General features: G+C 48.3%; 9 protein-coding genes. 1 reads left to right on the forward strand and 8 read right to left on the reverse strand.

Translation table 11 applies throughout. The features are described 5' to 3' along the window. Positions 1-419: 419 nt before the first annotated feature. The 6 genes from MIB40_RS06750 to MIB40_RS06775 form a co-directional block, all read right to left on the reverse strand. On the reverse strand, positions 420-1,124 hold the full coding sequence (locus tag MIB40_RS06750; RefSeq protein WP_249692265.1) for an NYN domain-containing protein: 705 nt from the start codon (positions 1,122-1,124) through the stop codon (positions 420-422). A gap of 136 nt (positions 1,125-1,260) precedes the next feature. After that, entirely contained in the window at positions 1,261-4,542 is a 3,282-nt protein-coding gene (locus MIB40_RS06755) for a type I restriction endonuclease subunit R (protein WP_249692267.1), read from the reverse strand. Positions 4,543-4,695: 153 nt separating this feature from the next. Beyond that, positions 4,696-5,691 (reverse strand): nucleotidyl transferase AbiEii/AbiGii toxin family protein, encoded by a 996-nt coding sequence (locus tag MIB40_RS06760; RefSeq protein WP_249692269.1) that lies wholly within the window; start codon positions 5,689-5,691, stop codon positions 4,696-4,698. Between the two features lie 73 nt (positions 5,692-5,764). Further along, positions 5,765-6,451 (reverse strand): DUF6088 family protein, encoded by a 687-nt coding sequence (locus tag MIB40_RS06765; protein ID WP_249692272.1) that lies wholly within the window; start codon positions 6,449-6,451, stop codon positions 5,765-5,767. Between the two features lie 153 nt (positions 6,452-6,604). Continuing rightward, entirely contained in the window at positions 6,605-8,029 is a 1,425-nt protein-coding gene (locus MIB40_RS06770; protein ID WP_249692275.1) for a restriction endonuclease subunit S, read from the reverse strand. Next, a complete protein-coding gene (locus MIB40_RS06775) occupies positions 8,029-10,422 on the reverse strand; it encodes a type I restriction-modification system subunit M (protein ID WP_249692277.1) in 2,394 nt (797 codons plus the stop codon). Before MIB40_RS06775 ends, MIB40_RS06770 begins: the two co-directional genes overlap by 1 nt. 237 nt (positions 10,423-10,659) lie before the next feature. Between MIB40_RS06775 and MIB40_RS06780 the strand changes: the two genes are divergently transcribed. Continuing rightward, positions 10,660-11,559 carry a translation initiation factor eIF-2B gene (locus tag MIB40_RS06780; protein ID WP_249692279.1) on the forward strand — a complete coding sequence of 300 codons (900 nt, stop codon included), beginning with the start codon at positions 10,660-10,662 and terminating at the stop codon, positions 11,557-11,559. On the opposite strand, the gene MIB40_RS06785 is transcribed toward MIB40_RS06780, so the two are convergent. Both MIB40_RS06785 and MIB40_RS06790 read right to left on the reverse strand, forming a co-directional pair. Continuing rightward, the gene (locus MIB40_RS06785) at positions 11,543-13,774 is read right to left on the reverse strand and encodes a PAS domain-containing sensor histidine kinase (RefSeq protein ID WP_249692281.1); all 2,232 of its coding nucleotides are present in this window, start codon (positions 13,772-13,774) and stop codon (positions 11,543-11,545) included. The genes MIB40_RS06780 and MIB40_RS06785 overlap by 17 nt on opposite strands. Further along, complete coding sequence (locus MIB40_RS06790) at positions 13,771-14,871, reverse strand: substrate-binding domain-containing protein (protein WP_249692283.1); 1,101 nt, start codon at positions 14,869-14,871, stop codon at positions 13,771-13,773. The genes MIB40_RS06785 and MIB40_RS06790 overlap by 4 nt, the downstream gene beginning before the upstream one ends. Positions 14,872-14,937 lie beyond the last annotated feature (66 nt).

Raw genomic sequence — 14,937 nt, forward strand, 5'->3', positions numbered from 1 at the left:
GTTGTGTTGGAATCGAGTTTAAGAATAGCGGTAATTGGGAGGGGCAAAAATGGGGTAATTGTTGATTTATTATCAATGATTATTTGTTAATGCTGTTTCGGGAACGACCCCGACAGGTCGATCAAGGGCTGGCGCCGCCCAGCCCTTAATGATCCCGGCGGCCCCAACATGCAGCCCGCTGTGCGGTTCCCTTCGAGACTCCGTTGCTACTCGGGACGTGCACATTCGCATCCTGCTCAACTGCACTCAATCGGCCGTCCATGGCCGATTGCTCCGATATCAACAGAATCTCTCCGGTCAGCATGAAAGGGGAATTTGGTTCCGAGCATACTGGGGACTCAAGAGATAACGCTGTAGCGGTTCGAACAAACATCTCTGTTTTGGATTGCACACTTCACTCGGAAATTATAGGACCAGACTCAACGCTTCTTTCTCGAATCCCTCACTTTATAACCGTTGCCTTCGATTTTTTGCAATTCAAACAGATCAATGGCTCTGAACAGGTCACTTAATTTACTGAAGCCGTAGTTTCTTTGATCAAAGGAGGTTTGATTCGAAATATGGGAGCCAACCGGGCCCAGCGATGCCCAACCGTCATCATCCTCGTTGGCCTCAATCGCCTGGCGCAACAGGTTCATTAACTTGGTATCCGACTTAATGGGCACCGTATCATTAACAGCTTCGTTTATGGTTTCTGGATCATCCAGATAGAGAAACTTAGAGCAAGCATTCACAAATGGCGTCGGTGCTTTACGTTCACCAAAACCAATAACCAACTTACCGTCAGACACTATGCGAGTCACCAACGGGGTATAATCGCAATCCGAAGAGACCAAACAGATCACTTCGACCTGCTTGGTATAGAGCACATCCATGACATCAATCACCAACGCAATATCGGCCGCGTTCTTGCCCTTGGTAATATCAAATTGCTGTATCGGCTGAATCGCATAATCGTGAAGAATATCTTCCCAGGATTTAAGTGCGGGCTTCTTCCAATTGCCATAAGCCCGCCGAATGCTGACCACTCCATACTTGGCCACCTCGGACAAAATTGACTCCATCTTTGATGCCGGTGCGTTATCTGCATCGATAAATACTGCGATACGGTCTTTGTTTAACATTTAGCTTCATCCTTAAAGAAACCCTCTGTGGTGAGTATTCATCAAACGAACAACCAACAAAGGCACAACAAAAAATCCAGTTTCACTTAACATTGAATATCAACACTGATATTTCTTTCTAAGCATATAGCAGCCTTTACTGGTGTAATTTCAACAAATCAAAAATCAATTGCGAAAACCTAGCCGCCTTGTCAGGGTTTGATAACAATTGCACCATCTGAATCTGATGCGCCTCGCTGCTGTTCAAAATCGCATCATCAACGGCCTTTGGAAAATCACCCAACATTGCCTGTTCCGCGGTATTGTTTGCTAACTGATTCATTACGAGTGCATTCTCTTTAACCTTATCGCGCACGGTGTAAGCGTAATTCACCATGTCATCGTCAGTTAAATCATCAGTGACAAAGAGCTCATTCAAGCGCTGGACTATCTGCGACAGGAATTCTTCTTTTTTGTCTTTCGCTTTAGCGGTGCCCAGGCTGCCCCCGGGTTCGAGTTTATAATCCGGTGAATCTTCCATCAACATCAGGTCTTGCTGGCGAATCTTCGACAGGCGATAGTGGCTCATTACCACATTACTGAGATCAATTTCATCGTCCTGATCTTGCACTTCACGCAGCATGGGACGCAGGTTACGGGCATAAAGGCTGAGTTTTTCCAGTTCTTTATCGTCGTAATCGACAATCTGCGACATAAACTCATAGAAGCGTACAAAGGTTCCCAGATCCTTTTTAAAGATATCCAGCGCATCTTTTTCCTGTTTGCATTCTTTAAAGCTGTTTTCGGCGTTGGCAATCAACACCGCATCATCCGTGCGTTTGGTGCGCTCGAACATCTCTTTGGCTTGCAGATAAGCGGCATTGGCTGATTTGTAGCGGATGTTCCAACGCTCTACCGCTGGCTTGCAGATATTAGCAATGGCGGCATTACTCTTGCTCTTCACAAAGAAGGCATCACAAAACTGTTCCACTTCCTGCCATTGGAAAATACCGGCTGTACGCAGCTTATCAAACAGATCAAAAATCAAATCAGGATCGGAGACATCGGCAAGTTCTGCGGTTTGATAATAAGGTTGGAAGGCATCAAGTATATCTTCCGGATCATTGAAGAAATCCAGCACATAGGTGCCGCACTCGGCCTTGCCGGGAAAGGTACGATTTAAGCGCGACAGGGTTTGCACACACTCCACTCCACCCAACTTCTTATCCACATACATGGCGCACAGCTTGGGCTGATCAAAACCGGTCTGGAATTTATTCGCCACGATCATCACTTGATAATCATCGCTATCAAAGGCCTTGCGCATATCGCGGCCTTTAAGGCCTGGGTTCATATTCATCTCGGTAAACTTCTCACCGATTAATGCCACGGAGCTAGGGTCTTTATCGGTAAACTCCACCTCACCGGAGAAGGCCACCATGGCTTGTATCTTTTGATAACCTTTTTCGGTGATGCCCCTTTCTTTCAAAAAAGTATCAAAGGCCAACTTGTAACGCACCGCTTCTTTACGGGAGCTGGTCACCACCATCGCCTTGGCTTGGCCACCCAACAAACCCATCACATTGTCTTTAAAGTGTTCCACAATCACCTGCACTTTCTGGCTGATGTTGTAGTCGTGCAGGCGTACCCATTGGTTGAGTTTCACCTTGGCTTTCTTGCTTTCTACCTCTTCATCGCTTCCTTCTATCTTCATGGCCAGGTTATAGGCCACCTTGTAGTTGGTGTAATTCTTCAGCACATCGAGGATAAAGCCCTCTTCAATGGCCTGGCGCATGCTGTACACATGGTAGGCTTCGGGCTTATTGGTTTTGGAGGGCGCTTCTTCGGGCTTGGGTAAGCGGCCAAACAGCTCCAGGGTTTTGGTTTTAGGGGTGGCGGTAAAGGCCAGGTAACTCAGGTTGCTGGAGGCACGGCGTGAAGCCACGGCGGCATCGAGAATATCCTCAGTGCTCAGCTCTTCGTCCGGGGCTTTCCCATGTGAAGAGCCATCCATCATCAGCACTTCTTTTAACTGGCGTGCGGTGCTGCCGGTTTGTGAGCTGTGGGCCTCATCGGCAATCACCACATAGTTACGCGCTTTGAGGCTGGTGCTGTTTTCTATTGCTTTTAATACATAGGGGAAGGTTTGAATGGTGACGATAATAATCGGTGTAGAACCTTCTAATGCAGCGGCCAGCTTTTCCGATTTTGAGCCATCACCTTCGCTGCGGTTAATACGCCCCACCACCCCTTCTACCGAGGTAAACTGCGAGATAGTTTCCTGCAGCTGATCATCCAGCACGGTTCTATCGGTGACCACAATCACCGAATCAAACAGCTTGTTACCCGCTGCCGTATGAATGCTGGATAATTGATGCGCCGACCAAGCAATGGAGTTGGATTTACCAGAACCGGCACTGTGTTGTATCAGGTATTTATTACCCGGGCCTTCGGTTTTGGCGGCATTGACCAGCTTGGTGACAACATCCCACTGGTGATAACGGGGGAAGATTAAGGTTTCTTTCTTGTACTTACGCCCTTCCCAGTCTTCTTTCTCTTCGATTTGTAAATGCACAAAACGGGCAAGAATATTCAGCAGGTTATCGGGCAGTAATACCTCATTCCACAAATAATCGGTGGCATATTGATTCACATCCGCCGGTACATCGTTACCTGCTCCGCCTTCTTTGGTGCCTCTGTTAAAGGGTAAAAAGAAGGTGTTATCCCCCTCCAAACGAGTAGCCATATACACTTCGTATTGGCTTACCGCGAAATGCACCAGCGCACCGCGTTTAAAGCTTAGGAGTGGTTCGGGCTTCTTCGTCGCTGGATCAATCGCAAATCTAGTTGTCTTATACTGCTTTATCGCGTTTTGCACCGCCTGTTTAAATTCAGACTTTAACTCCAGTGTGGCCACAGGCAAGCCATTCACAAACAACACCAGATCAATGCGCCACGCCTTGGCTTTTTTACCCGTTGCAGCCAACTCTTCTTCGGTCGCCCATGGGCTGTATACCAACTCTGGCACCACCCGTAAACGGTTCTGTTGGTAACGCGCCAAGGTATCCGGGTTTAAGTCATGCTCGGGTTTAAACTGGCATAAGCTAAAACGTGTACCGCGATCACGCAGCTCATGGCGTAACACTCCCAAGGTGCCAAAGGTACGCATGGTTTTATGGGAGGCATTGTTATCGCTAGAAAGGGCTTTATTTAATTGAAAGGCAACACGCTCTAAAAACTTGTTCTCAGTATCGCTAGGGTAAAGCGCACAGAACTTTTTCCACTGCTCGTCCTGAGTGTCTTTCACAAAACCCAGCACATCTTCTTCATACAAGGCCAGTTCACGGTTATAGCCTTCAGGCTTACCCAGCAGCCAGCCATTAGCGACCAATTGTCGAATCATGTCATTCTGAAACGTTAGCTCGTTAGCCTTTCCCATAATTAAACTTCCCTTAAACCTTGAACTTTAGATTCGACAATTGCTGGTGAATGACGTGCAAGGATGCACTAATGTCGCGAGCGCATGGATGCGCAGGAGCGGCCATCTCGTTTTGAAAGGCAAATTCACTGGCGCTTGCCATAGTCTGGTTCCTTAATCTTTATTATTCGCGAGTGCATGCACGTCACTTTCTAAATCAACCAATGCCGTAAGAATATCTTCAAAGCTTGGTTTATCACCAAATAACATTTCTTGCATTTGTTGGTAATCGGCTTTTAAAAAATCCAGATGATCTTCAGAAGGCTGCAATACCAAGCCCTCAAAAGTCGCGCCGTCATAATTAGCCCAGCCACTGGGATAAAACTTCTGTTTAAAGGCCACCACCTCCGCCAACAATTCAGGCTGCTCCATGGCTACACTGTATAAATCCGTTTCAACTAATTTATACACATCATAATAATGCCGGGCATACCGAATAGGCAGTGTTTTATCCAAAGGTCTATGCGCTTCGGCATGTAATATGGTGAGCTTTTCCCAAAACGTGCGAGCCACCACGATAGTTGGTACCGATACACTGACTTGCTCAAACACACCAGGAAAATGCTCTGCTGCGTAGGGCATTACACTGCACCACTCCATGGGCAGCATGGCCGCCAATGGACCAATTTCTAAACGCACTTGTGGTCGCAAATACTCAGAATCAAATGCTTTTGGGTAGGTAATATTAACCGTATGTGGGTCTTCTTCATCAATGGCCAACTCACAAAAATCGCCCATTAACTCAATTAATCGTGGTAATAACGTATCAGCAATATAGTGTTGTGCATGCTCATTAATCGATTGATTTAATGTATTTTGTTTGGTTTTACTGCGTGATTCGGTTGGATCTTCTTGGGTGACTCGTGTCCAATCTAAGATCAAATCAATGTCTTCAGAAAATCGCTCTATGGCGTTGTAACACTTAGAAAGGCTGGTACCGCCTTTAAAGCGTAAACACTGATTTAAATCGTCGGCTTCAAATATGTGCAGCAGTACCCAGCATATCCAAAAATCTTTTTCGGCTGCGGCAGCTGTTACCCCCATTGCCGTGGCGGTTTCAAGAAAAAGCTCGCTACGCTCTTGCTCTGACAGTTTGGCAACCTGTTTCATGTATCCCTGTCTCCCTTCTCCTATTCCCAATTATTCCCTATTCCCGTTTGTACTGGCTTCCTAACCCGTAGGACTACCCTTTAGCGCCAGGTTTTGCCTCTGGGCCTTCCAATAAGGCCTGCCGAATATTACGCATGATCCAGCTGGTGACATACTGGGTGTCTTTTAACAACCGATTGATTAACGGCTCAGACAGCTCACCGCTTTCAACCACCGCCTTTAAGCCGCTGGTGCTGGCCAGATAGGCCCTGGTCTTCTGTATTTCTTCGGCTGTCAGAGGCCTATCACCCAAGGCCTGAATGGCCTGTACCAATATCTCGCTCTGCTGGTATTTAAGGCCCAACTGGGTAAAGCGGGTTTTCTTAAACTGTATTTCAATAGCACCCAGTTGATAGCGTTTACTGGGGCCATCACTTAAATACAGGTATTGGGTAGGCACCTGGGTGGACAACCCCACAATATTCAGTGCCGCATTGCCCGACACCTGAATTTGCCAGCCAAACTTGCGGGCCAGTGCATGGGCAACCTGATCAATATCGGGGCTAAGCGCTTTTTTGAGCAGCTTGCTATAGGCGGGATAGTCGTAAAGGCCACGCATAACACGGCGGATAGTGCCTTTACTGGTCATACGGCTAAGGGCGCGATCAACCGTGGCCGGGGCCCCTAAATGGCTGAAATCCTTCTTGGAAAACGCCCACCCCCTACCGCCACCGTAAATACGACTAACTATTTGATTTTCAATGGATTTATCGTTATTCACGGCGCAATCTTTGTCCGAAAAAACAGGGGTTATTTCGGACAGAGTAACAGTTTACTGGGGGGCCTGCCAGTCTCTGACGTCGATGATGTGCAGGAACCTAGAACTTGCCTGAAACAAAATCCTGTACCGCCTCCTGACAATGTACTCATGCGGCTACGTCTTTGTTTCTATTATTTGTTGTTCTGGGGTTGTGACGTGCATGGATGCACTAATGTCGCGGTCGCATGGATGCGAAGGAGCGACCCAGTTTCTTACGTCAATTTTTCCAGTGACGGTTGCGGAAATTAGAGCTGTGCGACGTTCCTGCAATAGCGTAATTTGCTCCTCGCCCAAACTATCTGTATCACTTAATTTAATTAGCAGCTCATCTAGCATATCGACAATTGCTTTTTGCTCTTCTATTGGAGGTAATGGAATTCTAATAGAGCTGATAATTTCACAGTTTAGTGCTGCTTGGTTTCCTCCTCGCCCTAGCTCTCTGAGGTCGTCATACATCGCTTGAAAAAGAAAATACAAAAACCTAATTTCCACTTTTTCATTTGGAATAATTGCAGCCATATTTTGGTTAATGCACGAATCTATAGCTAGGATTGCAGACGTACCACGTGTTTTACCCTGACCTACCATCCCAACCAATAGGGAATCAGAAGGTATTAGCTCAACAGAACAGCTCTGATAAGCAGCTTCAGATATCAAGTGGCTTGGCTCATCAACTATTTCTGAGTTCAAACATCCAGAAGCCAACCAAGGTACTATTCCCCCTTCCCAATATGACAAGTTAGATTTATCTGGGGTGCTGCCATTCAGCACTCGACCTACATGTGAGATTTTGGGCATAGCCCAATGCTCCGGCACTTCACCTAACCACTCAACACCTGAGTTGCGCATGGGGGCGTTGGGGTTGAGGCCTTTGGTGACGGCATGGCTGATCACGGCCTGGCGTTTTTCTTTTAGCAGTTTGATCAGCTGTTGTTGTTTTTCGATCAGGGTGTCGATTTTGGCGGTTTCGTGGTCGAGGAAGTTGGCGATGTGCGTCGCTAGCTCATCTTTTGGCCTTGGCACAGGAAAGCTATTCATATTCTCCTGCGTCATCGTTGGCATACCACTACCAGTATTGCTGACATCAATCTTGGCTTTAATCAAAGTTGAATTTAGCAAGTAAGATAAATATCTTGAGTCTAGATTTGACTCTTTAAACAAAGCCATTTGTGGGTTTATCGTCATTGGCTCATCTACATTCTTCACAATTGTAGATTTACCAAATGTAGACCCCGTTTTAACCATTAATATATCGCCATCGGCGACCATTATTTCAGGTGACTCGTAGTACTTTTCCCAGCTTAAATATGTCTTTTTTTCTAGAGTAAAATGATCTTCATCGATATTTGATGGGCTTAAGACGATTGCACCTTCTCCCTCATCTACAATATCGTTTACTGTATAGCCACGAAAACCTATACGGCCAAAGATAGAGGCTGTATATTTCAACTTCGTTATGCCCCAATCCACTGGAAGTTCGCCAAGCCATTCAACTCCAGTGTTTTTGTATTCAGGGTATGCCTGATACTTCCCAGTCATTACGAATGCACCTCTTGCAGTAGATTCATAATCTCTGCACTCACCGCATCCAAATCCGCATCAATCACTTCCAAGTCTCTCGGCGGCTGATACTGATAAAAATGGCGATTAAACGGAACTTCATAACCCACAATACCCACTTCCTGATCTTTATCATCGGTCTTGCTGGCATCTATCCAGGCATCGGGCACATGGGGTTGCACTTCTTTTTTGAAATAGGCTTCGTTCAGTGCATTGACGGTCTGCTCGCCTTTCCCTTTAGGACCCAGGGCGACGTTTTCGTTATCACGCAGGTCGCCATCGGGTTTATATTCGACCACTTGTTTTTTGCCATCAAGCTCTACTTCAAACAAACCGTAAAACGGATTAGGTTCTGATTTGTGAATTTTCTTGATGACTTTTTCTGCGGCGGGATTTTTCCAGCTCACGGCATTGGTGATGGCTTTTTTATCTTTAGCTTCTAGCTTAATGCCTAACTCTTTACAGGCATTTTTAAGCACGTCTTCATAGGTGTTCATATTGTCACACTGGACTGTGCCAATGCTGGATTGCAGAGATACACCCAGCGCATGAAGTTGCGTATGGTAGGCCCATAGTTTTTCGCTGAGCAGCTCTTTTATTTTGGCTTCTTTTAAATCGCTGAAATCGGTTTTGATGTGTTTGCGAATGCTCTCTTGATGCTCGGCCAATGTTTTAGCCACATCCACTTCGCTATTAAAGACATCGTACTTTTCCGCCAGCCATTTCATGGGGGCGTTTAGGGGTTTGTTGGCAAAACGTAATTCGGCCAAACTCTCGTCACTGAATTGATAGCTCTCCCGTAAGGGGCGCTCGATAGTGATACGGCGGTAGCCAAATTCATGGGTGGCGAAGATCTTGGAAGCAAATGTCTTCGGCACTTCGGCTTTAGGATTGGCCGATTGACGGCCACGGTTGCTTTTTTGTTCGGTGGGTTTGTCCAGCCCCAATTTATCAAGAGTCGTGGCATCCACCACTTCAAAGGCACCAAAGCTGCGGGTGATAGTGGCGATGTCGTCGCTGCTCATTTCGTTGCGTTTGGAGCCTAGGGATTTACGCATCTTGCCGCAGAGGTTAACGCCGTTGATCAGCTGTACCTTGCCTTTGCGCTCATCGGCCTTTTTATTCGACAGCACCCACACATAGGTGGCGATGCCGGTGTTGTAGAACATATCGGTGGGTAGCGCGACGATGGTTTCTAACAGATCGGCCTCAAGGATGTAACGGCGTATTTCGCTCTCGCCACTGCCTGCGCCACCGGTAAACAAGGGTGAACCGTTGAGGATGATGCCGATTCTACCCCCTCCCTCTGATACATCACGCAACTTGCTGATCAGGTGCAGCAGGAATAATAACGAGCCATCGCTCACTCTCGGTAAGCCTGGGCCAAAGCGGCCCTCAAAACCCTTGAGGGTGTTTTCGTCTTTGATGGTGGATTCAATTTTTTTCCAATCCACGCCAAAGGGCGGATTGGAGAGCATGTAATCAAATTTGTCGGCGTAGAGCTGATCATTGGATAAGGTGTTGCCGAGTTTGATATTGGTGACGTCCTGGCCTTTGATCAGCATATCGGCTTTACAGATGGCGTAGCTCTCGGGGTTAAGCTCTTGGCCAAAGGCACGCATGACCGCTTGTGGGTTTAACTCGTGCACGTATTCCATACCCGAGGAGAGGAAGCCGCCGGTACCTGCGGTGGGGTCGTAGATGGTGCGAATGATGCCGGGCTTGGTGAGGGCGTCATCATCTTCCATAAATACTAATGAGGTGGTGAGGCGCACAATATCACGGGGGGTAAAGTGTTCCCCGGCGGTTTCATTGGAGCCTTCAGCAAAGCGGCGTATCAGCTCTTCAAATACCAGGCCCATATCGTGGTTGCTTATACCATTGGGATTGTTAGGGGCCTTGGGGCTGAGATCGGTGGTGCGGACTTTTTGTACGACCTTGAACAGTAGATCTGCATCATTTAGCTGACCGATAAATTCAGCAAAGTTGAAGTATTCAAAGATTTCACGGGCATCTTTGGAGAAGCTTTGGATGTAACTTTCCAGGTTTTGTTTGATACCGTTTTGCCCCAGCTTGGATAGATCCATTTTTGAGGTGTTGTAGAAGCTCAGCGTCTTTCCATTCAACTGCGTGGCACGAATCAGCAGCTTTTCCTGCGCCTCTTCGGGCAGGTTCATTTTTTGTACTTTTTCGACTTCGGCCAATACCCGCTCTTTGGTTTCTTCTAAAACACATTCCAAGCGGCGCAGTAGCGTAAATGGCAGGATGATGCGGCCGTATTGGCTTTGTTTAAAGTCACCCCGCAATAGGTCGGCGATGGACCAGCAGTAGGCGGCTAGGTTGTTGGGGGTTGGGGTGTTTGATACAGACATCAGTATTTACAAACCTTTAATCAATTCGGCGAAGGAGTTTGTGCGTTATTTGCGCGGCGGCCTCCCGAGCTGTATGTCAAGGGGCACCATTGGCGCTCAATATCGGTGAAATTGGTGATACCTGTACTTTACCCGTTTAACCCCAACGGATGTAGTGCTCTTTGAAGGCAGCTATGCTGTTACAACCGGTAGCACGACCGCGCAACCGCCAAGCGGGCCATTCAACACATCAAACAAATGAACACTCAACAATTCAACCAGGCACTCCAAGACATCCAACAGGACCGAACACAGGGCGCCAGCGCGCTGGCTCGCCAGTGTTTAGGGGTATTGGCTGCCAGCGCCCGGGATGCCGTGGCCTGTGATACGCAAGCGCTGCTTGGGTTATTAGACAACCGGCGACAGCAGCTGTCCGCCAGTCGGCCGAGTATGACGCCGGTGCAGAATCTGCTCGATCACTGGTGGCATGGGGTGAGATCACTGGCTGATATGTCGCTATCACAATGCCGTCTAGAGGCAGCAACCGAGGCGGAGCGGTGGATCGAGCGCTCGAAAAGCGCTTTAAGCCAGGCCGCAGAGCAGGCGGCGGTGTTTATCGGCGGCCATAAAACCCTGATCACCCACAGCCTGAGCGGCACGGTCGTGGAGCTGTTCCAGCGCTTGAAGGGCAGCCATGTGCAGGCCTTAGTAAGCGAATCCCGCCCTTTGAACGAGGGTTATTCGTTGGCGCGCCAACTGTCCGAGTGGCAGATTCCAACCCGATTGTTAACCGATGCCCAGATGGGCCTTTTCGCCCCGCAAGCGGATATCGCGCTGGTCGGTGCGGACTCCCTGCTGCCCGACGGCAGCCTGGTCAACAAGGCCGGCACCTTGCTGTTAGCTCTGGCCGCCCGGGAAGCCGCAATTCCGTTTTGCGTGTGCTGCGAAAGCTTCAAACAACGCACACCGGCTATGGGTCCGCCCCTGCTGGAGACGATGCCGGTGGATGAACTGGGGGCGCCGAGCTTACCGGGCGTGCAAGTCAATAATACCTATTTCGATATCACCCCGGCCCGCTTGATCGATTACTGGATTGATGAGAATGGGGTTTATAGCGAGCCTGCCCCCTCATCGGCCCCGGTCAAACCTGACCATTGACCGGCAAGGTAATGGTAAAGCAGGTGCCCTGGTTCTCCTTCGATTTAACCGACAACTGCCCCTGCAAGGTACCGGTGACCAGGTTGTAGGAGATGTGCAAACCCAGGCCACTACTGCCCTGCCCCAGCTTGGTGGTAAAGAAGGGATCAAAAATTTTTGGTAGATGCTCCGCGGAGATGCCTTGCCCCTGGTCGCTGACATAAACCTCGACCGCCTCGGCTCGGTTGGTTACCCCAACCGTAACAACACCCTCACCTTGCCGGGCATAACCATGAATTTGAGCGTTGATCACAAGATTAGCGATCACCTGGGTTAAGGCTCCCGGATAAGAGGTAATTTCGACATTAGACGCGGGAATAAAGTCGATTTGAACCTGTTTGGTTTTCATGGTGGGGCGCAGAGTATTGACCATATCTTCAACCACTCGATTGACTTCAAAGGTGCGCTCTTTTTCGCCCACCTGATCGGCGGAAATCTGTTTGAAACTATCGACCAATTTGACCAACCGTTTAAGACTGCCACCGAGTATATCGAGAGACCCCGTATTGTCCTTCAGCAAGGTTTCAAACTGACTTTTGGTAACCGTTTTTTCCTCTATGGCTTTACGCAGCCTGGCATCAATCCCTTCGATATGGGAATGAGCCGTTACACAGACGCCCAACGGCGTATTGATTTCGTGGGCAACCCCCGCTACCAGAGAACCCAGTGCTGCCAGCTTCTCCGCCTGAATCAGCTCATCCCGGGTAGCTTCCAGTTCTTGGGTACGAACCTGTACCAGCGATTCCAGGTTAACGTTTAGCGACTCGATGGTTTTTTTGGCCTTTTCCGCTTCATTGCGCTTCACAATCAGGTCTTGTTCGATGGCTTTCATATAGCTGATATCCGTGGAAAAACCACACACCGAAGTCACCTCTCCCTGTTGATTGTGCAGCGGAAACTTAACCGACAGGAAGGTTTTTCCGGTGTTATCCGATACCAGGTTTTCTTCAAAGGTGATTACCGCGTTTTCTGTCAGAACCTTATGATCGTTCGCCCTGAACAACCTGGACCCCTCTTCACCAAACAGATCAATATCGGTATGACCAAGCACCTCCTCTTCACTGAAACGGGTTACTTCCAGATAGCTGTTATTGGCAAACTCGTATTTGCCATTGATGTCTTTAAGATAAACCAGCGCTCCGGAATTATTAAGAATGGTCCGCGTCTTGTATTCACTTTGAACCAGATCAGAAACAATGGTACTGATGCTCTTATTGATACTGTCAATCTCATAAATATGTGAAGTGCTCTGACCGGCCAGGGTTTTGGTTTTAATCAGACGCTCCAGCTGCAGTACAAAATATTCTGACTTGCGCTTCAACCAGAAGGCGCCAAGCAGGGCAAACAGCAGCGAAACCAATACGATCACAATCGACTTGTAGATGGCTGTCATCTGGAAGGCATCGCTCAGGTTATCGATCGGGGAATTGGAAAACGATAAACGAAGATAGTTACCGGTTTTCAATTGAAAAGGTTCGATAGCGACCAGGTAATCATAGGTTTCTCCGGTCTGCTGCAACATAACACCTTGCGTTGCAGTACCTTCGGGGAGGGGTTTGTCTGGCTGATGGTTGTTGACGGTCAGGGCTTCTGTTCTCATTCTGACCAGATTGTTCATGGATACGTTGTTTTTCAGATCGTACCAGCCAACAACCGTTCCGATCACCTTCCCCAGCGGCTCCAGAGTGATCTCTTTATTGACCATGACTCCCTCCAGGCGACCATCGGCCTTCGCAAAATAGACCGGACCACTGACGGGCATACTGGCGCGAATTTCCGAGAATAGCTGCTGATACAGAGGGTCCGACTCCTGGGTATAGATGGCTTTTTCCCGATCAACCGGAATAAAAAAAACCACTTCCGAATGGTCTATTTCATTATCATCGAAAACATTGTGTATGGATTGCCACATCTGATCGGCAGTAAGCTGCCGGTTCATCTCCAGCATGTGTTCTATCTTTCCGGTCAGCAGTTCGACATTGGAAGAGACCTTGTCTATCGCATTCTCAATGGTCAGGTTCGACAAGCGTGTGACCGTTTTCGCGTACTCCTGCTGCTGATATTCGATAACACTGGAGGCCACCCGATAGTCGGGATAGATACTCATCAGACCGACCAGAAGCATAACCAGAGTGGTAAAAAAGCCCAGGACGCTGTACAGGTGGAACTTTATCATTCGCCGGAATACCGAAAGGCTTGCTTTTTAATCTCACTGAGCACCGCAGGATCGGTCTCCTGAGTAATAATTTTGAAAGCACCGGAATAGATCTGCGGCACCTGATGCCCTTGTTGCGTAATGTCCAGCTTAATGGCTTCGGCCATGGCTACGCCGTTGTCATCGTTCATTCGCATAACGGTAAAATCCAGCGCGTTATTGGCAATGGATTCCAGTTCGGCGCTGCCTCCTCCCCAGCCATTCACAACAATGGATTGTTTTTTCCCCGACTGGGACAGATAGTCCATGGCCCCCAAGGCAATATCGGTGGTGGCGGCGAAGATAAAATCGATGGCGCTACGGTTTTCCAGCATATTTTTTGCCGCCGCAAAGGCACCTTCACGGCCGTATTTGACATAATAGGTATCCTCCAGCAAATAGCGCCCTTCGGACTGCAATGCGGCCACAAAGCTGCCACCCCGCATGGTTGAGACATAGCCTTTATTCCAATTCAATAATCCGTAGCGGGCCGAGTCGGGAAACCGTTTTCGGTATTCTTCGGCGATCAACTGGCTGCCCAGCTGATGGTCAAAACCCACATAAAGGAAAGGCTGTCGATCACCCAGAGATTTCAACGGCGTGGTAATGTTTTGCAGAATTATTTTTGTTTGGCTTTGCGCCATAATTCGCTCAAGCAGAGTGCGGTGCCTTAGCGCATCCAGGGTAAACACCAGATAGTCGGGATCGGCCTTGAGGCTCTGCTGAATCTTCTTCGACTGTTTTGCCAACTCGGTGCCTGGCCTGGTGAACAATGAGTCGATCTCAAAGGGAATTTTCAACTCTTCGAGCCGAGCCGAAAAACTGGCTACACTTCGGCGCCAATAATCGGAAGCCTGTTCTCCGGGATAAACGATGGTGATTTTAACCGGACTATCGATGGCATAAGTGACAGGTACTCCCGGGCGTTGTACCAGTCGATTAAAGGCCACGAACTTTTTTTGCTGCTCGGGGTGTTGTTGAAAATATTCTTCAACCGTCCAGTAATCTTTTAAGGCCATAACGGCCAGGCCCTGCGAAGAGGCGCATACCAAAAGTATGGCTATAAAAATCCGTAGCATTCCCGCACCTCCAACACCGTCAATCCCTATGAGCGACTCATTTTTCAGTATATGCCATATCAGGGT

It is taken from the genome of Aestuariirhabdus haliotis, assembly GCF_023509475.1.
Taxonomy (GTDB): Bacteria; Pseudomonadota; Gammaproteobacteria; order Pseudomonadales; family Aestuariirhabdaceae; genus Aestuariirhabdus; species Aestuariirhabdus haliotis.